Genomic DNA, 24600 nt, shown 5'->3' with positions numbered 1-24600 from the left:
GTGCCGTTTTGTGCGTGAACCTTGAGTACCCCACCTGGCGCACCGAGGACGGGTTCGACGCGTTCGACCTGACCGTGGACCTCGTCGTTGATCCGGACCTGGCCCGCTGGCAGTGGCGGCACAACAGACCCTCACCGTCCCGCTTCTGATCCGGCGTAAGCTCCAGCCTCAGCAGTCTCGACACGGCGGACCCCCTCCCACCAGCCCGGTATTCCCAACCACACCCGACTTACGCAAGACCGCTTAGGTACTCCCGCGCCCCTCAGGCCCTACGGACTCATGACGGCACCTTCGACTGCAAATCCAGGACTCGGCCCCGATGCGCCCGGTGCCCGTCATAGCATCGGCCCATGTCGCCGACAGCAGGTCCTCGTACCCGACTGAACGAATTTGGCCTCGAACTTCCCGAAGTCAGCCCGCCCAAGGGCGCGTACATCCCCGCACTTCGCAGTGGAAGCCATGTGTATGTCTCGGGCCAGGTGCCCATGGAAAACGGGGAACTCGTCGCCACCGGCAAAGTGGGGGCCGGTATCACGCCGGAGTACGCGAAGGAGCTGAGCAGGCGGTGCGCTCTGGCCGCGCTCGCCGCCGTCGACTCGGTCGTGGGTCTGGACAGCGTCCTACGGGTGGTAAAGGTGACGGGTTTTGTCGCCTCCGCTCCGGGCTTCACGGGCCAGCCGGGGGTGGTCGACGGAGCGAGCGACCTCTTCCTCGCCGTCTTCGGGGACGCGGGGCGGCATGCGCGCAGCGCCGTCGGCGTCGCCGAGCTGCCACTCGGCTCACCTGTCGAGATCGAGATCGTTGTCGAGGTTACCGACTGAGGGCGGCAACCCCTATCTAAAGTGCCACGGCGCTTCCCGAGACCGCGATACCGCTTCCCGGCTCCGCCGGCAATGACACTTTGATGATGCTGGGCCGCCCCATGTCGTACCCCTGAAGAACCGTCAAGTCGCTCGGCGGGGCGACCATCCCCAGCTCCCGCAGATACCCGCCGAACGCGGCGGCCGCCGCGCCCGTTGCAGGGTCCTCTACGACTCCGCCGGGCGGGAAGGGGTTGCGTGCGTGATACACGGTCGGGGACTCCTGCTGAACAAGGTCGATGGTGGCCCAGCCCTCGCGGTCCATCAGCTCGGCGAGCGCGGAGAAGTCGTAGTCCAGGTCGGCGAGCCGTTCGCGGCTGGCGGCGGCGATGATCGGGTGCCAGGCACCGCCGTACGCCGCGCGTGGCGGCAGCGCGGGGTCCAGTTCGTCGGCCGACCAGCGCAGGGCGGCGAGCAGTTCGGCCAGTACGAGGTCGGGAATCGGCACCGAGCATGGTGCGACGCTCACCAGCGTGGCGACGACCAGGCCGTCCTCCAGGGTGCTGGTGGTGACGGTGACCATGCCCACTTTGGTACGCAGCCGCAACGTTCCGACACCGTGGCGTTCGGCGTGGGCGACCGCCGTAGCGATCGTGGCATGTCCGCAGAACGACACCTCTGCGCGCGGGCTGAAGTAACGGATGCCGAATTCGCCCTTGTCCTCCTCTTCCAGCGGCACCAGAAACGCTGTCTCCGAGTAGCCGATGTCCGCCGCCGTAGCGAGCATGGTCGCGTCGTCGGTTCCGGTGGCGTCGAGCACCACTCCGGCGGGATTGCCGCCGACCGGGTCGACGGTGAACGCTGCGTATCGAAACACTTGCACCGGGTGACCGTAGCGAGAGCCGGACGGCCCGTCAAAGCCTCTGTTGCGAACGGGGTTCTGCACCCCCTGATCCGGTTGCGCCCCGTCCGACTCACCCCCAGGTAAGCAACTCGCCGGTCGCGGTGAGCCCCATGGAGAACCCCAGCGCAATGCGCCGGGCACCCCGGCCCGCCCGCACGGCGTGGAAGTTCCGCGGGTCGAGCAGCAGCGCCTCTGCCACTCGGGGCTTGATCTCGACCGACTCGGCGTCGCCCACCGCTCCCTCGGCATAGCCGTAGGACTGCGGCAGCCGGAACGTCTCGTCGCGCGGATGCCAGCGGTGTCGCCAGATGACGGTCTCTCCCCCGGTCTCCGGCACACTGAGGTAGAGGTTGAACGCGAACTGCGCCACCAGGGTGGCGTCCAGCAGATCGCCCTCGAATTCGCGCAAGGCGTCGTCGAAGTGGACTCGGAAGCCGTAATTGGGCTCGCGGGCGACTCCGGGCGCCATCTCCCGGCCGCCACGCCGGCCCACAGCCACCGCCCCCGGCCAGTCCGCGGACAGCGCTTCACGGCACTCTTCGAAGGGGTCGTAGGGGAGTCCGAGGCGCTGCCAGGCGCGACGAGCGGCCTCGACGGCCGACCAGTAGCCTTCGGCGACTCCGCCTTCCGCACGATGGTCGCTTACGCCCACGCCAAACCGCATCACCGGAGGCTGGACGCGTTGCCTGCCGTAAGAATCGAACGGGGCGTTCTCCAGGGCGTGCAGGATCTCCTCGCACACGGCCTTCGGCACGAATTCGGGCACGCGCACGGCCGCACACCGCCCGGCGGCGAGATCAAGGATGCTTCTGCAGGTGAAGTAGGGCGAGGTGACAACGTGAAAGAAGGTGTCATGCGGAACGGCTGGTGAACCAACGGGTAAGTCAACAGGAATCATTCTGATGTCCCCCGTATCTCCTGAAACCAGTGTCGCTGGGCCGGTGCACCACCGGGGCGAGAGAGCCGCCGGACTGCTCGATCCGTCAGACGGGCCGGGCGTGGCTGAAGTCCCGGAACGCCGTCGCCGCGCTGAGCTCCAACACCTGGCGATCGGCATCCAGAGCCTCCCGCGCGATTCTCCGTGCGATCTCCAACCGTGACGTCCGGTCGCTATCCCCAGTGTCCGGTTCGTTCCCCTGCCGTAACAGCTCGTCCTCGTGTTCGTCCGGGTGTGGCATGGTCTGATCCCCCCAAGCGGCCAGGTCCTGATCCGCATCGGTGCCTCTGTGTAATCGTCTCCACTCAGAGGGTGGAGGCTGCCGATGGTACGCGCAAGACCCCAACCGGCCCTGCCTTTCGGCGAATTCGAGCGGCACGTCACAAGTCTTTCAATGTTTTGTTCAGCAGATCGCTGGTCAGTCGCACTTCCGGGTGGTCTGTGCCGAGCACTCTTCGTTGATCGCCGAGCAGCGCTGCAAGCAACTCCACCGTTTCCGGTACGCGCAACTGCATCAGCAGTGCGATGCCGAGTTGGTAGCGCAGGCGTAGTGCCGGGTGGGAGTCGACGGACCGCTGAGCGCACTCCAGCGCGCCCTGGATCTCCTCCTCCGCCTCCACGACCCGCTCCTGCTCCAGGAGGCTACGGGCCAGCGTCTCCCGCACATGCAGGGTCTCCGGTGTGCCGGGCTCTCCGGTGGCCAGCCGGATGCGCAGGATCTGCCGAAGGTCCCTCTCCGCCTCCGCGACGCGCCCCTGTGCCATGACCGTCCGCGCCAGGCTGTGCCAGACGACGAGAGTGTCCGAGTGCCCCGGCCCCCGCTCGGGGTTGTGCCGCTCGTCCTCGACAACCGCGCGCAGCACTTGCTCCGCCTCGCCCCACCTGTTCTGCTCCAGGATGGCCCGGGCGAGCTTGTGGCAGCTGGCGAGCGTGTCGGAGTGCTTCTCCCCAAGGGCGAGCAGGCGTCCCGCAACGACCCTCCGTAGTTCCTCCTCCGCCTCCTGGTGTTCGCCGTATTCCAGCGAGATGCGGCCTTTCTCGTGGCGCAGCGCGAGGATCTCCCGGTCGTCGCAGTGGTAGCCCAGCGACTCGCAGTTGGCGATGATCGGCAGCAGCAGATCACGGGCCTCCCGGAGCAGGCTCGCCACCAGGAGATAGCGGGTCGTAAGCCGAGCGAGTTCCAGAGCGTGTGCAATCAGATCATGGTCACCCGTCGGTGCGGCCCCACTGCCGGTGTCACGGAGGTGGAGAAGGGCACGCGTCACCTCGATGGAGTGCGGTGCAACGGTGACCCAGGTCTGCCAACTGCCCGGCTGGTCCGGGTCCCGGTCACGTACCGCGTCCAGCAGCATCCGCACGTCGAGCCCGTAGTACTCGGCGCGCTGGCGCCTGACGTCCTCGTCGTCGCGGAAGATGCCCCGCACCACCGGATGCAGCGACAGCACTTGCGACGGGTACCGGTCGTTGGTCTCGTTCACCGGTGCTATCTCGACAAGGCCGAGGTTCTTCAGCCCCAAGAGCGCTTTGCGGCGCTGCTCGGACGTCGACCCTGCGAAGAGCGGGGACCGCTCCAGGGCATCGCCGCCGACCATGATGCGGAAGGGGATCGGAGTGTTGCTCAGGCACGCGAACGCCTTCAGCAAGGGCGCCGCCTGGGGAAGTCCGCGCTGTTCCAAAAGCCACAGGGACATGCGGTACACGTGCCTGACTTTCTCCAGCCCGAGCGACTCGCCGGTCTGCTCAGGCCGGGTGCCTGCCGGGGAGTCGAAGCGCCGCCGCAGCGCCTCGCCGTAGCTCTCGAAGTCCTTGGGCTCCGCACCGTCGAGCGACAGTCCCGACTCGGCGACCTCCTTTATGTAGTCGGCAGCGGCCACGAGGGCGAGAGGGATCCCGCCGAGCTGGCGTGCCAGCAACCGCGCCTGCTCCATGGTTCCGCACCGCCGCCCGGCACGTTCCATGAGCATCGACGCGCTGTCCCGGTCATCCAGGAGCGGTACGTCGTATACGTGGCTCCAGCGGCCCCAGACCTGTTCCCTCCGGTCCCGGCTGGTGACAATCACCAGCCCGTCCGGGGCGGTGGGGGCTCGCAACCAGCCGGTCCCTTCCGAGACCGCTCCGCCGCCCGGCCCGAGCTGCTGCGGCTCATCGACATTGTCGAAGACCAGCAGCCAGGGTTCGTTCATCCTGTTGAGATAACTCCAAATGAGGTCCGTCTGGCTGCCGTTGCCCCGCCAGGTAGCATCGGTGATACTGACCGGTATGCCGACGAGCCGGGCGACCTCCAGCATGCTCTGACTCAGCCGGTCGGCCCGGACCCACCAGACGTGCCGCCCCCGCTCCCGCGCGAGATACGCGGCCTCCAGGGCCATCCGGCTCTTTCCGCGGCCTCCCGGTGCCGCCAGCACATGGACCCGTTCGTCGTGCCCGGCCGATAAGATCGAGGAGACGATGTCCTTCCGCTCCCGGCCATGGAGTGTGCCTTCCTTGAACGGCAGGGTGACGGAGTAGGGTCCCTGCTCGTCGCCGGCCGGTTCAAGGAATTTCGGTGATTCTTGAGGTAAGAGAGGCTCCTGGGGAGGCTCGACCGCGCCTTCAATAGCGGCCTTCAGTACGTGATAGGACTGTGCCTTCCTATTGGCGGGCTGAACGATGGTAAAATGGTCTCCCTCGACGATGCCACCATCGGTGAAGCCCGTTTTTGCGTCGACGGCGAGTACGACGTTGTCGGTCGCCCCTCCGTACGCGGATATGGGAATTTGGCATTCCGTCTCACTGACGGTCCGGGCATGCACCACGGACTTGATGACTCGCGCCCGAGCCTCCTGCACATGCCGATTGCCGATCGGGCGCAGCTCCCTCTCCTGGGGATGCTTCCAAAACCAAAGTACTTTTCTCAGAAAGAGAAAGAACCCCGAGCCACTGTTGGGGCATGCGTACATCACGATGTGCCTGATCTGCGCCAGCTCAGGACCCAGAGCATTGGCAAGCTTCCGGGCGAGGAACCGCTGCACGACCAGTCCACCCTGGCTGTGCGTTGTGAGCACGATCGGCGCACCGTCGCCGCAGCGCGTACTCAGCCATGTCCCCAACTGATCTGCGATGTCGTCGATTTCGGCGATTCGGCGGTCCGGCCGCAGACGGATCTTGGGCGAGTTGTACTCGAAACAGTGCACGATGACGCGGCCCTTCATCGCCGGGTCCGCGGCAATGCGCTTCTTGAAGACGTTCCACGTACCGGCACCCCCGAAAAGGCCATGCACAAAGACCAGATGAACAGGTCTGGGTATCCCCATTGGGTACCTCCGAGGCCATCAAGGCCAGTTGTCGCCGGGGGAAGTGAGCCGCCCCAATCATGCATGAGCGGCCACCCAATGGCCAAGGCCGTGCCGTGCGTCATCACTGCTGCGATAGAGTGCGCCCTCCTGCGCCCCCCTACGCGCTCCTGCGCCCCACTTTGCCTCCTGCGACCAGGCGGCCCGCTCACCGAAATCACCACACATTCGCGGACTCTTAGAGCTTCTAAGACAATGGGGGGTTGGGTCGGACTTGGTAGGGCGAGCTCTGTTTCATTCGTCGATCAGGGGCCACCTCTGCCAGCGGAACGGTCACCGTCGCCGTTGTCAGGGACATCGAGTTGTCTTGATGTGACGTGGACCGGTTCCTCCGTTGTGCGGGCCATGGGCACTTCGCCCTGGATTGTGTCGGACGACTTGTGAGAGAGATCCTCCACACTTCAGGGCGGGTCGAGGACAGGGTGCTGGCCGCTGCCTGAGAAGCCGGGGTGACCGACGCCGAGCTGGCCGAGATCGTCGCCCACATCGCGCTCAACACACTCTCGAACTACTTCAACCACCTGGCCCAGCCCGATCTCGACTGCCCGGAGGTCGCCGCGTGAACTTCAACTGGCGCACGGGCTCCATCGAGCTCATGGCCGGCTACACCCTCACCGGCGCCGATGGCCGCCGTATCGACCGCGCCGAGAGCATCCGCTTCGCGATCGAGGGAGGCTTCATCCACGTCCAACTCCCCGACGTCCCGCACCTCCAAGTCGTCTCAGCCCCCGCCCTTCGCCTGCTGACCTGCACAGCAGCAGCCCCCGGGCAGCCATCCTCCGGCTGATCCCAAGCCCCGGAGGAGCACCGCTTGCGGATGACCGGCGCACAGCGGCCGAGGTGGGTGGTGGGATATGGCATGGTGTCGCATCGCGGCTGGCTCCGAGGGGGAGGGGAGTGCCATGGAACTCTGGTTGGGAATCGTTGCTGTTGCCGGCACGCTGCTGGGCGCGGTTACCTCGCATCTCCTGCAGTCCCGCACGGCGCGGAAGTTGCACGCCGAGGGCTTGAGCGTCGAGATCAGACGCGAGCTGCGCCAGGCCACCGCTCGTCTCCTCGCGGCGGAGACCGTACTGCGCCGCCTGCAGTACGAACGGTGGGGAGCGCGGGACGCTGACGCCGCTGCCAGGGACACGGCTGCCGTTGCTGCGCTGACAGCACGCTCGGATGTCATCGCCGCGCTGGCCGAGGTCCAGTTGCTCACCGACGATGCTGGGGCGCGCGCGTGTCTCGCCGAGTTGGCGGAGGCGACGTTCACTCTTCACTACGCCTCGGGCGAGGAAGACCTTGCCGTACGCTCTCATCGGGCTAGGGATGCGGCTGACAGCGTGGTGGACACCATCGGGCGCTTGGTCCGCTCCTGAGACCCCTCTGGACCAGCGCCGATGAGGTGGGCGGTGTGGGCAGAGGTGAAGCCCGCCCCCTTTGAGTCTCTTCCTGCCACGGATGGCCGGCTCGGCCTGCGAATTGCCGCTGCGCGGGACTGCTGCTGTGAAGCGCCCGAGTCCACCTCACTCGGCGGGTCGAGCGGGCGTTCACATGGTGACGATGTCCTCTGGGCGTCTCGTCGCAGGGAGTGGTGATCACTCTCGCCATTTGATGGAGCAGCCCATGCTCGGGCGGTGGGGTTCGGGGACCGGCTCGCCGGCTAGGACGTGAGTGATGGCGGCGTCCAGTAGTTCGCCGGTGACGGGCTTGCCGCTTGCCGGTGTGGACTGGTCCATCGCTCCCCGGTAGGCCAACCGGCGCTGGGTGTCGTACAGGAAGAAGTCCGGCGTGCAGGCGGCCTGGTAAGCCCGGGCGACGGTCTGGTCGGCATCCACCAGGTACGGGAAGGTCCAGCCAGCCCGCCCGACCTGCTCAGCCAGGCGTTCGGGCCGGTCGTCCGGATAGGCGTCGGCGTCATTGGCGCAGACGCCCACCACCGCCAGGTTCGGGTACCGGGCGAGCAGCCTGCCGAGCCCGGCCTCGACATGGCGCACGTAGGGACAGTGGTTGCACACGAATGCGACCAATAGCCCAGGGGCGGTGGCAAAGTCGTCACGGCGGACAGTCCGGCCGGCCAGATCGGGAAGCGCGAAGTCCGGCGCGGGCGTCCCCAGGGGCACCATCTGTGACGAGACAGCCATGCTGCAATGCTACGAACGTCGCACCGCGTATCCGAGTCGGCTCACCCTGGACTCGCCCGAATCCTCCCCAGGTGCCGGCCCGGCGCTGGCCGCGGGCCCCTTCCCGGCCTTGGAGGAGTGGTACTCGGTGACCACCCATCCGAACATAGGCACGCCGGCGCGGGGCTTCCCTCCCACGCCGCTACGCCCAGTCGAGCCCGGGTTCGGCCAGCAGCTGGAGCTTGTCGGCGGTCAGCTTCGCGCGCTTGCTAGAACCCGGGACCCGGGTCGCCGCCGCGCTGTTGGCACTCGGTCGCGGCGTCGAGCCAGTCACCTGCCGGTTCCACGGCCTGCTCGCGCTCAATGCCGGAGTCCACCTTTCCGTCAGCGGGGCGGGCGTCGTCGGCGATGTCGCGGGCCCGCTGGCACGGATCTGATGATGGGCCGGACAGCTCAGCGACAGCGCCAACGACGCCAAACGAGAGGGCGACGGCCGCCGCCCCGGCCATCATCAAGCCCGCACTCCGGTCCTGTATGAGGCGCGGCAAGTGTCGCTGCCAGCGGAAGTACGGGATGCGGTCCCGGCTGTTCACGGTGTTTCCTATCGGGTGGCAGGTGATTGAGGCACGGGTCCGGCCGGAAGTACCCTGCTGGATCCGCCTTCCGAGTGTTGCACTGACAATTCCCGCCCGTCTCCAGCCGCTCTACGTGGCTCTGGGCGCCGGTGCGGGGTGACCTCGCCAGGGCCGTAGCGCCCCGCTTATCGTGAACGAGCTCCTGCGGCTCCAAGGCCAGCGGCACGATGCCGAGCCGCTCAGCCGACGCACTCAGCGGTTCACGTGGGCCGCCTGCCGCTGTCTCCCCTTGGCCCTGGCGAACGTCTCCAGCTCGCTTCGAGGGTGCATATAGACGTAGCGGTCGGCAGCGAGGATCTGCACGCCGTTGATCTCGTCGACAACGGCTCTGGGGATGCTGCCCAATATGTTCTCCGGCCCCAAGGCCAGCAGGTGCCTGGGACCGATCGGCAGGACGATGGAGTGCGCGTCCCCGAAAGCCATGTTGTACGAGAAGGGCGTTGCGCCCGTGCGCACGGTCACCGCTGGATTGTCGCCGACCAGGAACTGCCCACTCTCTGGGGTCAACACCTCCAGATACCACTTTGCCGCCATGGTGCGCACTTTGTTGAACATGCTTTCGATGCTTGTGCGAAACAGCTTGCCGCTCTCGAAGTCCTGCGTGGCCTCGGACTGCTCGATGAGGCGCTCGGCGAAGGCGCCGAGGGAGCCGGAGCCGGCCAGATGGAGCCCGGTCTGGCGCAGCGCCTCGCGGCGGACTTGCTCCGGATACTGCCTGATGAGCTTGCTGCGGAGATTCACGCTCACAGTCTCGAACGCGTTGGTGTACACGCCGCGATAGCGGTGGGAGCGCACATAGTGGAGCACGACCAGGTCGCGCAGCACCTCGACGTGCAGGGGGTCGGCGAATGGAGTGCCGGCTTGCACGGCCGCGAGCGCGGCCGGGGCACGCGTCTCCACCGATCCCCACAGACCCTCGGCAGACGGGGAGTCGAACGCCACGAAGTCCTCGGCCCAGCCGCACGCCCGCGGGCTTTTCAGCTTGTTCCGGCGTTCCGGGTTACACACGTCGACGGGCAGCAGCTGCCAGCCGCTGCTTCTCGGCCCAGGCATCGTGAACTGTCTGAGGAGGACCTGGGAGACGAGGTGCTGCCGGGATATCTGAGCTGCCTTCACCCGCCAGATTCTGTCAAGCGCCCGGCGCGCGGGGCCACGGGTTTGACCGACCTGTCGTCACGGCTCTGGCTTCTGTCGCCGCCGACGTCCAGCGCCGCGCCGCCGCCCTGCCGAAGAACAACGGTCGCAGCGCCCTCCGAAGTCATCCTCCGCGACCGCTGGCCGCCCCCGCACCGATAGAAGACAGAAGGCGCCGCGAGCTGCGCCCAGAACCGCGCCCGGCTCGTGCCGGCCCTCTACGAACGCATGGCACTCCTTTCTGCTCCGACCCTGCTTCATGGCAGCCCTGTCGAGTCCGAGGGTGGCGAGCGTGGCTGTGAGCGCCGTGCGGTCACGTGGGTTCGGGGGGCCACATGTGGTTGATCACCCAGGCGGCCGGTGCCCATTCGGCTGGGATGTTCCGGTCATAGGCCTCGTCGGACGTGAGCACATATGCGGGAAAGATGTCGGGATCCTCGTACGGGACACGGAGGGAGTCCCACTCGCAGCGCACTTCCAGGGTGGCCGACCACTCTTCCTTCGACAGAGTGAATGTGGCTGTCCAATGAGGATCTCCACCGCCGTGCTCCACTTCCAGCACGAGGTCGAAGCCATTGGTGTACGTCGTGGAACCCCTATCGCCGACCATCAGTTCCAGATCTTCCTCAGCCCCCGGGATCAGCCTGAGGGCGTCGATGAGCTCGTTAAGCGCATCCGACGGGTCGCTGTAGGCGTGGTTATCAGCTCGGTATGCCGTGGCCTGAGCAGTCTCGGACCGGGCACGGGTGACCGCGCCGCCATCGAGGGTGAAGCTGAGAACGTCCCGCACCAGGATCTGCGGGATGTTCGATGAGTGGGCAACCAGAGTTCCGTCCTCGTCGATCCGCCAGCCGCTGTACTCGGCTTCGACCAAGAGGAACACCTGCGCGGTGGCCAGTCCTCTCCGGCTGATCTTCACCTCGTTCATACCCACGACGGCCCTGATAGGGCCAAGCTCCACGTCGCGAATCTGGTCATCTTCCCAATCGTCGACAAGCTCGGTTAGAACTCCGACCTGGCCCAGAGTCAGGTCCTCATCCGGAGTACGCCCCGCCTCCAGCGGCTGGCCCACCATGCCCTGGAGGAACCGCACCAAAGCGTCCTTGGTCTCGTTGCTCGGAGCCTCCAGGACGAAGAGCGTTCCCTGAAGCGCCTGCAAAGGCACCATGTGCGGCTTCGGGAGGCTCCAGCCCCTGAAGGCGTCGTAGACATCTGCGTCCGCACCCACGATCACGAAGGAGGCGATGTCGTTGTCGGCGGCCCGCAGCACCTGCCTGATCCACGCGCTGTCGGCGGCACCCGTCTTGACGTCACTCTTCTTCTTGGCGGGCGGGCGTATTTGCACCTGGTCACGGATCGCCTCTACTGCCAGATCACCGTCGAGGGCGATGATCCGGACGGACGGAGCAAGGCTTCGAACAGATGCGTCCACGGCGGCCATCACCTCCGCACGCGAGGAGTACGGATCGTCCGAGGGAATCCTCAGCCCGGCCGCTTGCATCGATTTCCTAGCCCGGTTCGTACTCGCCCGCCAAGCCTCCCATGATGCAGCGGCGTGTTCCGCGAGTTCCCACAGCACCGGCTCCGGAACCCAGACTTCGAACCCATCATCCAAGGCTCGCTGCGCCCACTCCTGCAGAAGGCCCAAGTCGAGCCCACCGCGGGGAAAGGAGTTCGTGTCAAAGACGATCGCGCGCAGACCGTGACGGACCGACTCGGGAAGTGGTGGGTGTTCGCGGGAAGCCATGGGTTAGACGGTATCCGGGCAGGTAGATGGAAATGGAGGAGCTGTGGTTGCGCTCGTCACCGCCGTTGCCGCTGCCTCAAGCTCAACGGCATCGCACTGAGGTGGGTGTAGCCCTGGAGACCCGGAGCAGCGGAAGACCCTGGGCCGCACAGCGCGCACGGGGTCCCCGTCGACCGACAGCGTCAGGATGCCGCCCAGCCGAGCCCGAGCGCGGCCAGCGCCTGGAGCTTGTCCGCGGTCAACTTGGCCCGGCGGCTCTTGCTGTTGCTCAAGAACACCCCGAGCTTCACCTCCGACCCGTCCGGCAACGCCTCCACGTGGTTCCTGGGGATGGTCAGGGAGCCGGTGCGGGCTTTGTACTGGCGTAGGGCTTCAACGCCCCGTTCGAAGGCTGCAGAGCCGCCCTTGCGTCCTTTCGCCGGAGCCCCTTCCTGTGCGGGGTACGGCTGGACACCGAGTTGCTCGAGGAGTTCGCGTTGTTTCGGCATCAGGCTGTGCCACGCGGTGTGTTCACGTTGTCGTGCCAGCCATGTGCCGATGTTCATGCCGTGGACGGTGACTCCGGGCTGCAGCTCGGTCAGCGTGGTTTCGTCGGTCAGGAGTTTGTGTACGGCGGCGTAGTGCCGCTGCCAGTCGACCGGCCAGTGCGGGTTCCAGTGTTCATCGATTGCGGCGAGGGCCTGGGCCCGTTCCGGGTGGCCGGCCAGTGCCCCGGCACGGCGGAGGTTGGACAGCCACTGCCCGACCGGCCTGTCGAGCGCGGTCGCGGCCCGTGGGGCGCAGAGTGTCCAGTGCTTCTCGTAGTACACCCGCGCGGCCGCCAGGTTCTCCTCGAACGCCGCGTCGGCGGCGTCCCACACCATGCCCAGCTTTTCCAGGCGTTCGGCACGTTTGCCGGTCATCTGGCCCGCCCGGTACGCCCGGCGCTGCTCCGCGATCCACTGTCCCAGCGGGTAGGCGCCCTCCTTGTGGTCGTACGGCACCCGCAAGTGCGCCTCCCGCTCGTGAAACCGGCGTGCGGCGGCCCATCCACGCCCCCAGTCCTGCCGCTCGGTGTCGATGACGTTGAAGGACACCCACTCAGCGACCATCACCGGGTCACGCGGAGCCGCGAAACGCAGCAGCAGACGGGATTCCTCTTCGTCTTCTGCCCGAGCCTGCCCGATGGCTGTTCCTGGATTTATCCCTCGTTTTTGGTTTTCTTGTGGGATGGCGAGCAGTTCGACGGCTTCTTCGTCATGGGCCCGGAGTCCCTGTAGCACCTTTACCAATGGCCGGTACGACCCGGAGGTGAACATGTCTTCTGGTTGTTCGCCCGGTGCCAGGAATACGGGCACGATCAAAGAGGCCAGCTTGCCCTGACCCGGTTTCTGACGCAGCGCCCGGCCGATGGCCTGGACGATGTCGTGGGGGGCGCTCTTGGGGTCCAGCAGGGCCACGGAGTCCACCGCCCGGATGTCGACGCCTTCGCCCAGGACGCGGCAGTTGGAGAGCACCGCACGCCGCGCCGTGGTCCCGAAACCGCCCAGGATCTCCCGCCGACGCTCGGGGACGTGTTCGCCACACAGCCAGTCGGCCCAGATCGCCTTCGGGTACTTCTCCGGCTGGTCCGCGTGCAGCTTCGCCGCCACCCGCCCCAGGCCCTCCGCGTACGCCTGCGCCTCTATCGTCCGGTGGTGGAAGGTGATGGTCGTCTGCAGCTGATGGTCCGCCATGGTCCGTAGTAGTGCGGCCTGCAGGGCACCGAGCCGCTGCCCCCGCACCTCTTCCTCCCGCTTCTGCGGTCCGCGCAGCCGCTCCGGGGTGACGACCGGGTCCGCCAGCTCCACCACAATGATCTGATAGCGCGCAAGCAAGCCGCGGGCCACCGCCGACGCCAACGTCAGCCGGTACAGGACAGGGCCGAAGATGGCTTCGTCGTCCATCGACGCGGCCATCTCCTCCGGCAGCGCATCCCGCACCCCCTCAGCCACCTCCCATGCCGGCGGGCGCTCCTGCCAAATCCGCGGCGTCGCCGTCAGATACAACCGCCGCCCCGCCGGAATCACCATCTGGTCATGAATCTCCGCCCACGCCTTCCCCAAAGACCCGGAGGTACGGTGCGCCTCATCCACCACAGCCAGGTCCACGGGGGCGAGTTGCTGCCCGTAGAGGCCCTCGAACGCCTCCGCCAGCACACCCAGCGAGGCGTAGGTGGCGTAGATGGTCACCGGACCCGTGCCGTGCCACAGCGCCAGCTGCACCGGGTTGGTAGTACACCGCACCCGCAGGGTCCACAGCTCCGGATCCTCCTGCAGCGAGCACACCGCAACCGCCGGCCCCCGATGCCCAGCCCCATGCCACGCCTTCACCGTCTGCGTGAGCAGCTCCAGCGTCGGCACCAGCACCAGCACCCGGCCGCCCGGCACCATCCGGCGCGCCGCTGAAGCGGCGATGAGGGTCTTTCCCGTTCCGCACGCGGCAATGACCTGACCGCGCAGACCTTCAGCGGGAATCCCGCCCACAGGAATATCGAGGCCGCGCACGATGGCGTCGACGGCCTCGATCTGATGGTCACGCAGTTTCACGGCCATTTCCCGGTGTTCTCCTTTTCACGGAATGTGGCGCGCAATCAGACTGGGAGGGTGGTGCGGTGTGGTTCCAGACTCTACACAGTGCATCACCATGATGCACCCCTCTTGCATAGGGCCCGTTCGTACGGGTGATGCTCCGACAGTTCAGGCCTCATGACGAGGGTTGTGGAGTATGCTGATGGGGTGTTGTAGGGGTTGGCTACATCCCCAGGAGTGTTGGGGGAGGGGTTCGGGTGGAGCGCAGCGGAACCCGTCACTACCGTGGCGCCGGCCTTCCATCGGCCTGATGGTCCGTCAACTCCGTTACAGAGGTGATGCCTGGGATTCCCAGGATTTACACAGCGCCCGCACATGATGCACCCGCCCCTCGCAGCCAGCCAAGGAGGACCCGCTTGCGGGGACTCCCACAATTCGCGCTTGCGCGAATTGACATGCCTTCAGAATTCCGCTCGCGGAATTCAATTCCCCCGCTTGCGGGGGAATTTGGCGGAGCGTCAGCGGAGCCGTTCCCTCTGCGGCGGCTTGCCGCCGCAGATCCGGCAGGGGCGGGATCACCTACAGCGACGGCCGCCCTGGCAACTTCCTTGACGCTCCCCCCCGCAGGCGGGTGAATTCCGCGAGCAGGTCCTGAAGGCATGTCGGTAAGCAAGCGCGCGAAAGGAGTCCCCGCGGCGGGTCCTCGCTGGCTTTGGCTGCGGGCGCGCGGTGTCTTCCGCGAGCGCAACATCAGACATCACGCAGGTGACGGACCATCCGGGCGATGGAAGGCGGCGCATGACGAAGTGACGGGTTCCGCCCGCAGGCCTCTGGCGCTCCCGCAGGGTATAGCCAACCCCTACAACACCCCATCGGCACCCTGCTCGTCATGAATGAGAACTGTCGGGTATCACCCCGCAGGCGACCCCATGCAAGAGGGTGCATGTGGTATACGCACTGTGTAGAGTCTGGAGCCACGCCACCGCCCTCCCCGATCTGTTGCGCGCCATTCAATGAAAGAACGCACCGGGAAATGGCCGTATGCGTTGACCATCAGATCAGGCCGTCGACGCCGTCGTCCGATGTCCTGTGGGCGGGATTCCCGCTGAAGGCGGTCAGGTGCGCACGGCAGGGCGGGGCTGTCCGCCGCCGGCAGCGCCGGATGGTAGGCGGCCTGCGCCGCGGTATGGCCGACGTAGATGCCGCGCAGGCGGCCTGAGGGCGTGGCAGGAGCTGAGGCATCGAAGCCGGCGGCCTGTGCTCTGCGAAGATCCGGAGAACTGGACCCTGCGGGTGCGGTGGCCCGGCAGCAGCCAGGCTTTTTCCGGTGACCATCCCCCGCACCTACCTCGCTGGGTGTACTGGCTTGCCTCGCCCCGACGGACTACGGCTGTGGTGGTGAGGAGCGCACCGCGCCTCCGGGGTCACCGGGGAAGGCGTGGGCGGGGACCTTCGGCCAGGCCGGATGGTGTTCCGGCGAGAACGCCCTCGACGGCGACGCCGACCAGCCGGCATGGGGCGGCAATGCCTTGCCGAGATGGCCGCGTCGATGACGACGAAGCCGGCTATCCTGTGACGTTGGCGTCGGCGGTGTGCACGGCCTTGCGCGCTATCGAATTCGGCCCGGTGGGCTGGCGGACGAGATCGTCACCCCCGGAGAACCGCGTTGCCGAAGCAGGAGGAAGAGGTGCGGGGGCAGCTCGATACCGGACGTAGCGGGCCATCGGCGGGCGACTTCCACCCGGCGTCGAGGCGCAGGCGCGCGGAGGAACTGGGGCGGAGAGGCCGGCAGCCCGGGCGCATGACCACGGCCGAAGGGCGCCCGGCGGTGGGCCGACTGGCGATGGCGGCGCGGCGTCGGCGAAGTCCTGGACGCTTTCAGGACCGCGGCACGCGGCCGTGCTGCCGCGATCCCTGGAAGACGTCGCATCCGGCGGTGTTCAGTGGCCTACGGACTTGGGCACCCCGCGACATCGTCCGATACAGCCGGGTCGAAGCAGCCTGCTGATGACCGCCCATTCCAGCGTCGTCGAAGACCTCGTACAGCCAAGCGCAGCTCAGGCCCATGACGAAGAGCCGTCCAGAAAAACAGGCGAGGATAAATCAAGGAACAGCCATTCAGGCAGGCCAGGCGGAGAATCCCGTCTGCCGCAGCTCCCGCCGTGATGGTGGGTCAGCTGGCGTCATCGGCACCGAGCGGCTCCGGAACTGAGAATAGGCCGCCGCACGCCGAACTCACGAAGCGGGGTACGCGTGCCACGACGCCCGCTGGGACAGTGGATCGCGGGCGGCTTCCAGCGCCGGGCGGGCCTGACGGCAGGCGTGCCGAACACGAAGCGGGCATGTTGTGGACGCCGCCGACGCGGCGTTCGAGGAAAGTGGCAGGCCGCGCGGGCCTACGAGCTCTGCGCCCCCGCGGCGACCGACGGCTGTCCCGGCCCCTCCACCGTGCCGGGGCACTATTCAAACCGCCCGGGACTGAGCGGGCCCTCGCCGCAATCGCTGAACTGGAACAACCGATCGGCGGCACTTGCCGCGCACTCTGACCGACGACCGGCACATTGTCGATCCGCATGCATGTTCCATCGGCATGGCTGGCGCGACAGCAGTGAACACCGCGATGACACGGCACCGAAACAACGCGAACTCCACCGAGTGTCAACCGTACCCCGCGCAGGAAGGGCCAGCGAGAAGAGACACTGCTCTGCGTAACTGAAATGCCTTGATGCAGAAGCCGCACCCGTATCCCGAACTGCGTGGAGGCGTTATATCGAGGTGGCTTCGAGGGTGTTCTGAGCGACGGCTGAAACCGCCGGTGTGACCGCGGACCAACTCCGAGGTAGACGACTTATCCTGAACGTCGGTCGACGAGGCCACGTGCGCGCGCAGCGGGGTCTTCCGCCGGGTCTCCTTTACCTCCGACCGTGCGGCGAGCGAGCAGCGGCAACAGCGGTGACGAGCCTGACCGCAGCCGCCGACCGTCCTGGCTGTAACCCGCGGGCGCCACCGCTTCCTCCGTCCTCTGCGCAATCGTCTTTGTTACGAACTCCTCCCCCCCCGCGGTGAGCTCGACTTGGACGCTCTGCGGGAGTGGGCGCATGTGGGTTCGAAGTCGGGTTCCGAGCCCATTAGCGGCTCTCGCGGAACGCGCTGCATCATGGGAGGCTTGGCGGGCGGGGAACGAGGCCGGACTAGGAAGCGTGCAAGCGGTAGTTCGGACGTCCAGTACTCGCGTGCGGGCGTGTACCGTGGACGCATCTGTTCAGTGCCCCCTTCCCGTCCGTCCCTCGCCCTCGACGGTGATCTGGCGGTAGAGGCGATCCGTGGGCGCCGGAGCCGCCCTGCAGAAGAGTGACGTCCAGGGCAGGCCGCCGCCAGCGCGTGGATCAGGCGGGTGCGTACATTTCCTTCGTGATCGTGAGTGCGGACACAGGTGTGCCGTTTTCGGGGTGGGCCCATGTGCTTGCGGGGCGCTCGGGAACGCTCTTAGTAGGGCTCCCGGCTGTGGGCTGTGCCGGTTCACCCGAGAATGATGAGGCCGGCCACGGAGGCGGGAGCGAGGACTGGCTCTGGGCCAGGTCAGAGTTCGAGCTTGGGCGTGGGGAAGATGACCAGATTCGCGACGTGGAGCCCCGGCCCTGGGTCGAGCCATGGCAGTTGAAGATCAGCCGGAGAAGGCGACTGGCCACCGCTGACCCTCCCGGTCGGCCGAGTGCAGCGGCGGCAGATCGGCGGGGACAAGACTCTGGTTGCCTCGGAGGCGTCCGCGGATCCTGGTGCGGGATTCTCGCGCCGGTGGCGGCGATTCTTCCAGGGCTCCACCTTCGAGCCCGCGCTTCACCCGGCCGATAACCACGCCTACAGCAGCGCAGCCGTCGCGCCGCCGAATCCCGGAGACTGGTGGGGCGGATGGTCGGCGACCCGCGACGGCCGCCAATGGGCCCCTCGTGCTGCGGCAGTCGTTGGGACAGCCGCATTCACTCTGTCGAAGGAAGGGCGCCAGGTGCGCTGCGGTGGGTGTGTCCGCGGGGATCCCGTCGCCCGTATGCTCGTCCGAGCAGACCTGTTGGGGCATCCCGGCCGGACGGGCGCCGCGCAGACAGTCAGGCATGTGGCCCCCGAACCCGCGTGACCGCACCGGCGCACAGCACGCTCGCCGCCCTCGACCCAGGGCCTGCATGAAGCGGGGTGGAGAAAGGAGTATAGGTCGGCGGCGGGCGCGGTTCTAGGCGCACGGCGATGCAATGCTCTATCGGTGCGGGGCGGCGGCGTCGCAGGGCGGCTCGGAGGCGCCTCGGTGTTCTTCGGCTTGCAGGGCGGCGGCGCAGCGGACCGTCGGCGGCGACAGAAGCCAGGCCGCCAGGCGGTAGTCGGTCAAACCCGTGGCCCACGCGCCGGGCGCTGATCTGGCGGTGAGGCTGGCTCAGGTCATCCCGGCGGCACCTCGTCTCCAGGTCCTCCTCGAACATTCCTGCCTGGGCCGGCGGCTGGCGCGCAGGCGTGGTAGCCCGGAACGCCGGAACCCAGCTGAAGCCCGCGGGCGACGGCCGAGATGAACTCATTCGACTCCCCGTCGGTGGAGACGCCCCGGCGCTCGCCGTTGGCCGGCGCTCGCCGGGCTGCGTCGGTTCAACCGCTACATGTGCGCTCACCCCGCTATCGCGCGGCGTGGCCACCGAGCGCGTTCGAGAACTGTGGGCGGTGATCTCGCGGCGCTCTCGGGCGGCCCCGTCGAACGGAATCCGCCGCGAGGCGCTGCGCCGAACCCGTGGCCGGCTCCGCTCCGCCGGCTTCGCGCCTCGTCGAGCAGTCAGGCTACGCAGATGCGCAATCAGCATGTTCAACAAAGTGCGCATGAAAAGTGGTAATCTGTGAGTGTTGGGGGAATGGAGGTTCACGGTCGACAATCCGGCGGTGACCGCGCGCGAACTGGCACCCCTCGCCCTGGCGCGGCTCGAGACGCGCGCTCAGCGCCACTGGCCGAAGCCGATGGTCGACGGATCAACGTCGCAGATCTCGCGCCGACCCTCAGCAGGGCGGTCGCCAGGTGGGGGAGCAGCGGCAGGCCCGTGGACCGCTGAGTGCGTCGGTACTGTAGTTCTCGCAGCGGGCGCTGCACCGGCGCCAGAACCCTGTGGGGCGAACTGGGCGGGAAGTATCGGTGCAACCTCCGAGAGCGGATCCGGCGGTGCACCGGGGCGGACGTGCCTCAGTCACCTGCCACCCGATGACGAACGGCCGGGACCGGCCACCGCTCCGCTGGCGGCACTGCCGCGCCTCGGCTCCCCAGGACCGGAGTGCGGGCTTGATGTCGGCCGGGGCGGCCGTCGCCCTGTTTGGCGTCGTTGGCGCTGTCGCTGTGGTCCGGCCATCATCAGATCAACCCCGGGCCCGCGGCCGCGACGACACCCGCCCCGCGCCGAAGAGGAACTCCGGCGGTGGCGCGGCAGAGCCGTGGAACCGGCGCGATTGATGGCTCGACGCCGCGACCGGTGCCGCCAACAGCACGGCGGCGGCCAGGTCCGGGTTCTAGCGGGCGCTGAAGCTGACCTGGTCTCCCGGCTAGCCCAGCTCTGCAGCGTGGGAGGAGAAGCCCCGCATTGCTGCCCTGTTCAGATGGGCGGCGCCGATTCCGGGCGGAGATGCCGGCCAACGGTGGCACCGCAGGGAGGATTCAGGCGAGGAAGCAGGTGACCGACTCGATACGCGGTGCGACGTTCGTAGCATTGCAGCATGTATCTCGTCGCAGATGTGCCCTGAGACGCCGGGCCTCGCGCTCCCGACAGCCGACCCCATGTCCACCGCCCAGGCTGGCTGCCACCTTGGGCGCTGTGGTCACGTTCGTCTCGTCGGCTCGGCGAACTGCGCCCTGGCAGGGCAATTCGGTATCTGCGCCAACGGCCTCGACGCTCGCTCAGGCCGGCCTGGCTGAGCAGGTCGGCGGGCTGTGGACCTTCCATGCACCGACAGTTCGAACCGTCGCCGAGCACCAGGCGCGCACGCCGGACTCTTCTGTACTGGCGCCGACTACCGAAGTCCGTAGCGGTGAAGCCGTCACCAGCAGGCTGTCGGCAGGCGACGGCCGATCCCCGCCCGAGCATGGGCTCCTCCATCAGATGGCGAGTGATCGCCGCTTCACCAGGCGGGGACGCCCGGTGTCGATCGCCGTGGCGACCCGCGCCGTTGCGCCGGCGAGTGGCTCGGCGCTCGCAGCGGCAGTCCCGCGCACGGCGGTCACCGAGGCGGCCGCCGGCCGTGGCGGGAAGGCAGGGAATTCCACCCTCTGCCCACACCGCCGGCGCTGGTCAGAGGGCTCGAGCGGACAGCACCGATGTGCCGGCATCCCTAGCCCGACGAAACGGCGAAGCAGCTCCTCTTGAGCGGCGGGGTGAAGGCGTCGCCTCCGCCAGCCGGCGAGATCTCGTCGGTGAGCAACTGGACCGGCCAGCGCGGCGATGACATCGGCGTGCTGTCGCTGTGGCGGCCATGTCCTGGCGAAGCAGCGCGCGCTCCCACCGTTCGTACTGCGAGCTTGGCGCGCAGTGCCGCGCGGAGAGGTGGCCTGGCCGCTGCGTCTGATCTGTTCAGCTCGCCTCGGACGTCCGCAACTCGACCGTCCTGGCGTTGGCGAAGTCGTCGCCGAACGGCGCGGCCTCGTAGGCGGCGCTGTCCATGGCGCTCCTCCCCCTCGAGCCGACCTGGTCGGTACCATGCCATCACCGCCCACCTCGGCCGCTGTGCCGTTCGCTCCGCGGCGGTGCTCTCGGGAGCGGATCCCGGCAGGCCGAATGCACTGTGCAGGTCCGCTGAGCAGAAGAGCAGGCTAGTGCCGAGACGTGGATGAAGCCTCCCTCGATCGCGAAACTCGGCGCGGCCATCGGCACCGATGATGTGGTAAACCGTAGCTCACCGTGCAGTTGAAAGTTCACGCGACCTCCGGGCGATCGAGGCCGAACTGGGCGGTGGAACGAGCAGTTCGGAAGTGGGCCACGGCGCATCGCGGTGATCTCGGCCGGCTGCGGCGTCGATACCCCGGCTCTTCAGGCGGCGGCCAGCGCCTATCGCCCGCCGAAGTGTGGAGGATGTCCGACGCAATCCAGGGCGAACACCGCAGCCCTCGCGTCGCATCGAGACAACTCGATGTCCCTGACGGCGGGCGACGACCCGACCGTTCCGCTGGCAGGTGGCCCTGATCGACAGGTGAAAACGGCTCGCCTACCGACCCATTACGGTCGCCCAGTTCAAGAGTCCGCCGTCCTCGGTGATTTCGGCCGAGCAGGCCTGTCTGGGAGGCGCAGGGGTGAGCAGGAGCGCGCAGGCGCCGCTCTATCGCAGCAGTGATGACGCGTACAGGCGCAGCGCGGTTGGCCGCTCGCCGCGTTGAGGCGGCCACTTCCCCGGACGATGGCCTCGGAGGCCTTGTGGGGTGTTCATCGGTCGCTGATGCATGGCCCCGTGGAGACGTCTTCAAGCGCATTGCCGGACCGGCGTTGAAGGCCGTCGTCCTGCGCCATTTCGGTACAGCTCGCCCAACGCGCGGCCGGGTCTCGATCGCCGTCGGCACGACATCGCCGATCAGTTGGGGACGTAACGGTACGCTGCGCATGCTCTGGCCACGCAGCCAGTGGACTGGATCGATGCAGCGGTTTCCTCGCCAGGCTGCCGATGCTCCCAGGTCCTGAGCTGGCGCAGATCAGCACATCGTGATGGCCGCATGCCCTGGCGAGTGGCTCGGGGTTCTTTCTCTTTCTGGTACTTTGGTTGGAAGCATCCCGGCATGCAGGAGGCTCGGGGAGGCTCTGTCGTGGTGCCGGACTGTCGAGTGAACCAGAGTACCGTCCCGCCCATCCGCGTACGGAGGGCGATGGCGTCGGCCGCCGTCGACCGCCGCCGATGGTGGCGTCGGGGAGACCGGCCCCTCGTTCAACCCGCCAGTAGAAGGCGCAGTCTATCCGCATTGCTGAAGGCCGCTGTCCGGGGCCTCTGCCCCGGAAATTCCACTTGAACCGGCCCAGAGCGACGGCAGGGACCCCTCTCCACGTCTGCCGTTCAGGCACTCCATGGCCGGGCTGGAAGGACATCGTCTCCTCGTCGGCGGGCAGGCGGGTCCATGTGCTGGCGCCGGGGCCGCGCCGAGCGGGTGGCTGGAAACCGCATCTCGCGCGGGGCAGGGCGTCTGGTCCAGCGATGACCAGCGCGAGTCGAGCAGCCGAGACCCGGCTCGTCGTCACCGTGCTGCCTGGCGGGGCAGCAGCAGACCTCGCCCAGGACCGAACAGGCCCTGTGCTGGTCTTCGACAATGTCCGCCCGCAACATCGAGCAGGGCGGCGGCGTCTCGGAAAGGCCCGACAGGCGCGGTGATCGTCGCCGGCGGGGCCGGAGGGCAGGTCTGGGGCCGCTGGAAGCCGCGACGACCTGCCGCCCTGGATGATGGACAGCGCGTCGATGCTCGACCCCGGTGCGCAGGCGGCTGGTCTGGGACTCCGGTGCCGCGCCGCTCGGCAGGATCCTCTCGCCCTCGGCAGCCTGCCCGGCCGCCGGGGCGCGAAGTCGAACCTCCGCTCGAGCGCTGCGGCGGCGCTGGCTCCCGGCGGCCCTGGCCAGGCGACGCGGACTTCGACGGCGCCCTGCTGGGCTCCCTTCCGCCCGGCGATGCCCTGGAGCAGTCCCCGCTGCTCGCAGGCACGTCCGAGCAGCACCCTCGCAAGCGCGCCTGGCGCCGGTGAACGAGACCAACGACGTCGCAAGTACTGTCGCCGCCCGTGGTGGGGCATCGCCGCGACGAGGACGTCGAGCTTTTCCCAGCGCGCGAGCGCTTCCCCAGGCTCGACCTGCTGGACGCGGTACGTGACCAGGACGAGCCAGCGCCAGGCGATGGCGCAGGCCCTGGGTCACCGACCCGCCGCCCATCGAGCCGGCGCATCGCCGCCCTCCGGCACCGGCGGTGGGCGCACCGACGAGGTGACCGTTGCACGCGCTCTGGAACTCGCTCAGCCCGGCCGCTATCTCCTGGTGGCAAGGCGCACTCCAGCGCTGATCTGCTGCTGCCAGTCGGCATCGCCAACTGCGCGGTCGCTGGGCCTACCTCGACGACCAGGAGATCCTCGCGCTGCGCCACGAAGGCCGCATCACCGCCGTTGCTGTGGAGGCGGAAAGTACGGAGGGTGTTGCAGGGTACCTGCCGCCGCAGGGGCCGGCCTTTCGCCAGCAAGGCCATCGCCAGGCCATCGTCGCCGAGCAGGCGAGCGGCTGTGCTGCGCGAAGGACGACGGCACAACGAGCGGCGCTCGGACACCCGCTCGTCGTCTGGAAAAGCGGATCATGACGAGAACGAAGGCGGGCTCGGCAGATCCTGCGCGTCGAGCTGGCCACCGGAGCGGCATCGAGACCGCCGTGCGGGCGCCGCCGGCCAGCCTCGTGGAGGAGGTCAGGGCGCGGATGCGCTCGGCTGATCCGTCGACCCGCCCGGCCGCTACGCCTGCGCTACCAACTCATCGCTGCTGATGCAGTTGCGCGGCCACCGGAAACGGTGGAGTTGCTGCACGGCACCTCGGCGATCAGCAGGCCGACAGGCCACCAGATGGGCGGTCTGCTGTAGAAGACGTGACGACCCTTCGAATTCGCCGAGGCAGGCCAGTGCTGCGCCGGCTGCGCCTCCGCACCAGTGGGACGATCCTGGAAGACCGATGCGGATCCGAGGACCTGGCCGCTGGATCAGACCATGCGCGAACCCGTTCAGCTGAAGGAGCCGACGGACGCCAGGACGACGGACGTCGGTGAGGTCGCGGGCTCCGCGCGGAAACTGGTCACCGATCGCCGGTGTTCGGAGCTCGCGCGGCGACGGCGTTCGAACAGCACGCCCGGCCCGTCGGCGGATCGGTAGTCCGGCGACCTCGCCCGGTATTGCGCCAGCCCGGCGGCCTGTTTCAGGAGATACGGGGACGATCAGGTGGTGTTGACTTACCGTTGGTTCAACCGTTTTATGACCTTCTTTCCGTTGATCGCCTCGCCCTACTTCGCCTGCAATCTTGATCCTCGCCGCCGGCGATGGCGTGCGCGTGCCCAGGTGTGCCGGCGACCGTGATGAAGTACGCCCTGGGCGCCCCGTTCGATCCGGCAGGCAACCTGCTCGTGGAAGGCGAGGTGCCGAGGCTACTGATCAGGCCGTCATCTTCGTCGCCCTGGCGAACTCGAACACCCTACGGCCTGGCGATGCCGTGAGCGCGGTCCGCGGGTGGCGGGCGGTTGGCGCAGGCCTGGTACGGCGACAGGAAGATGGCCAGTCGCCGCCGAAGCCATCCGGCTTTCAATTGCACTCGGCCCGCTGCGCAGCCGAGGCGCGTGCTGGACGGCACCGCCGCTCCGCCGTGTGCCAGCAGGACTTCGGGAGGGTCTGGCGGCGCAGCATCCCGCGGCGTTCCGGCTATAGCGATCCCGACATGCCGAAGAGCGAT

The 24600-nt window shown here is 67.8% G+C and carries 12 protein-coding genes; 4 read left to right on the top strand and 8 right to left on the bottom strand.

From position 1 onward, the window contains the following. Positions 1–14 precede the first annotated feature (14 nt). Positions 15–149, top strand: coding sequence for a hypothetical protein (locus OG741_RS00060; RefSeq protein ID WP_405593786.1), 135 nt, complete (start codon positions 15–17; stop codon positions 147–149). A 201-nt stretch (positions 150–350) separates the two neighbouring features. Further along, positions 351–821 (top strand): RidA family protein, encoded by a 471-nt coding sequence (locus tag OG741_RS00055; RefSeq protein ID WP_405593784.1) that lies wholly within the window; start codon positions 351–353, stop codon positions 819–821. 16 nt (positions 822–837) lie between these two features. On the opposite strand, the gene OG741_RS00050 is transcribed toward OG741_RS00055, so the two are convergent. From OG741_RS00050 to OG741_RS00040, 3 genes are all read right to left on the bottom strand, one after another. Beyond that, entirely contained in the window at positions 838–1683 is an 846-nt protein-coding gene (locus tag OG741_RS00050; RefSeq protein ID WP_405593782.1) for a PhzF family phenazine biosynthesis protein, read from the bottom strand. 91 nt (positions 1684–1774) lie between these two features. After that, positions 1775–2476 carry a proline hydroxylase gene (locus tag OG741_RS00045; RefSeq protein WP_405593780.1) on the bottom strand — a complete coding sequence of 234 codons (702 nt, stop codon included), beginning with the start codon at positions 2474–2476 and terminating at the stop codon, positions 1775–1777. A 545-nt stretch (positions 2477–3021) separates the two neighbouring features. After that, complete coding sequence (locus tag OG741_RS00040; RefSeq protein ID WP_405593778.1) at positions 3022–5901, bottom strand: tetratricopeptide repeat protein; 2880 nt, start codon at positions 5899–5901, stop codon at positions 3022–3024. A 631-nt stretch (positions 5902–6532) separates the two neighbouring features. Between OG741_RS00040 and OG741_RS00035 the strand changes: the two genes are divergently transcribed. Both OG741_RS00035 and OG741_RS00030 read left to right on the top strand, forming a co-directional pair. Beyond that, positions 6533–6760 carry a hypothetical protein gene (locus tag OG741_RS00035; protein ID WP_405593776.1) on the top strand — a complete coding sequence of 76 codons (228 nt, stop codon included), beginning with the start codon at positions 6533–6535 and terminating at the stop codon, positions 6758–6760. 115 nt (positions 6761–6875) lie between these two features. Further along, positions 6876–7337 (top strand): hypothetical protein, encoded by a 462-nt coding sequence (locus OG741_RS00030; RefSeq protein WP_405593774.1) that lies wholly within the window; start codon positions 6876–6878, stop codon positions 7335–7337. Between the two features lie 219 nt (positions 7338–7556). Here OG741_RS00030 and OG741_RS00025 read toward each other — a convergent pair whose 3' ends face one another. The 5 genes from OG741_RS00025 to OG741_RS00005 form a co-directional block, all read right to left on the bottom strand. Continuing rightward, positions 7557–8102, bottom strand: a complete 546-nt coding sequence (locus OG741_RS00025; RefSeq protein ID WP_405593772.1) for a thioredoxin family protein — start codon at positions 8100–8102, stop codon at positions 7557–7559. A gap of 248 nt (positions 8103–8350) precedes the next feature. Continuing rightward, entirely contained in the window at positions 8351–8674 is a 324-nt protein-coding gene (locus OG741_RS00020; protein WP_405593770.1) for a hypothetical protein, read from the bottom strand. 234 nt (positions 8675–8908) lie between these two features. Beyond that, positions 8909–9832 carry a DUF4238 domain-containing protein gene (locus tag OG741_RS00015; protein WP_405593768.1) on the bottom strand — a complete coding sequence of 308 codons (924 nt, stop codon included), beginning with the start codon at positions 9830–9832 and terminating at the stop codon, positions 8909–8911. A gap of 331 nt (positions 9833–10163) precedes the next feature. Beyond that, positions 10164–11597, bottom strand: coding sequence for a hypothetical protein (locus OG741_RS00010; protein ID WP_405593766.1), 1434 nt, complete (start codon positions 11595–11597; stop codon positions 10164–10166). A 182-nt stretch (positions 11598–11779) separates the two neighbouring features. Beyond that, complete coding sequence (locus OG741_RS00005) at positions 11780–14170, bottom strand: Helicase associated domain protein (protein WP_405593764.1); 2391 nt, start codon at positions 14168–14170, stop codon at positions 11780–11782. Between the last annotated feature and the right edge of the window lie 10430 nt (positions 14171–24600).

The sequence above is a fragment of the Streptomyces sp. NBC_01410 genome (assembly GCF_045040195.1).
In the GTDB taxonomy this organism is placed as follows: domain Bacteria; phylum Actinomycetota; class Actinomycetes; order Streptomycetales; family Streptomycetaceae; genus Streptomyces.
Note: the sequence above shows the minus strand (reverse complement) of the source record. Positions and strands in the feature narration are given on the sequence as shown.

Coding starts and splice junctions, on each gene's coding strand:
- OG741_RS00055 (WP_405593784.1), top strand. CDS start 351: ATGTCGCCGACAGCAGGTCCTCGTACCCGACTGAACGAATTTGGCCTC.
- OG741_RS00030 (WP_405593774.1), top strand. CDS start 6,876: ATGGAACTCTGGTTGGGAATCGTTGCTGTTGCCGGCACGCTGCTGGGC.
- OG741_RS00025 (WP_405593772.1), bottom strand. CDS start 8,102: ATGGCTGTCTCGTCACAGATGGTGCCCCTGGGGACGCCCGCGCCGGAC.
- OG741_RS00010 (WP_405593766.1), bottom strand. CDS start 11,597: ATGGCTTCCCGCGAACACCCACCACTTCCCGAGTCGGTCCGTCACGGT.
- OG741_RS00005 (WP_405593764.1), bottom strand. CDS start 14,170: ATGGCCGTGAAACTGCGTGACCATCAGATCGAGGCCGTCGACGCCATC.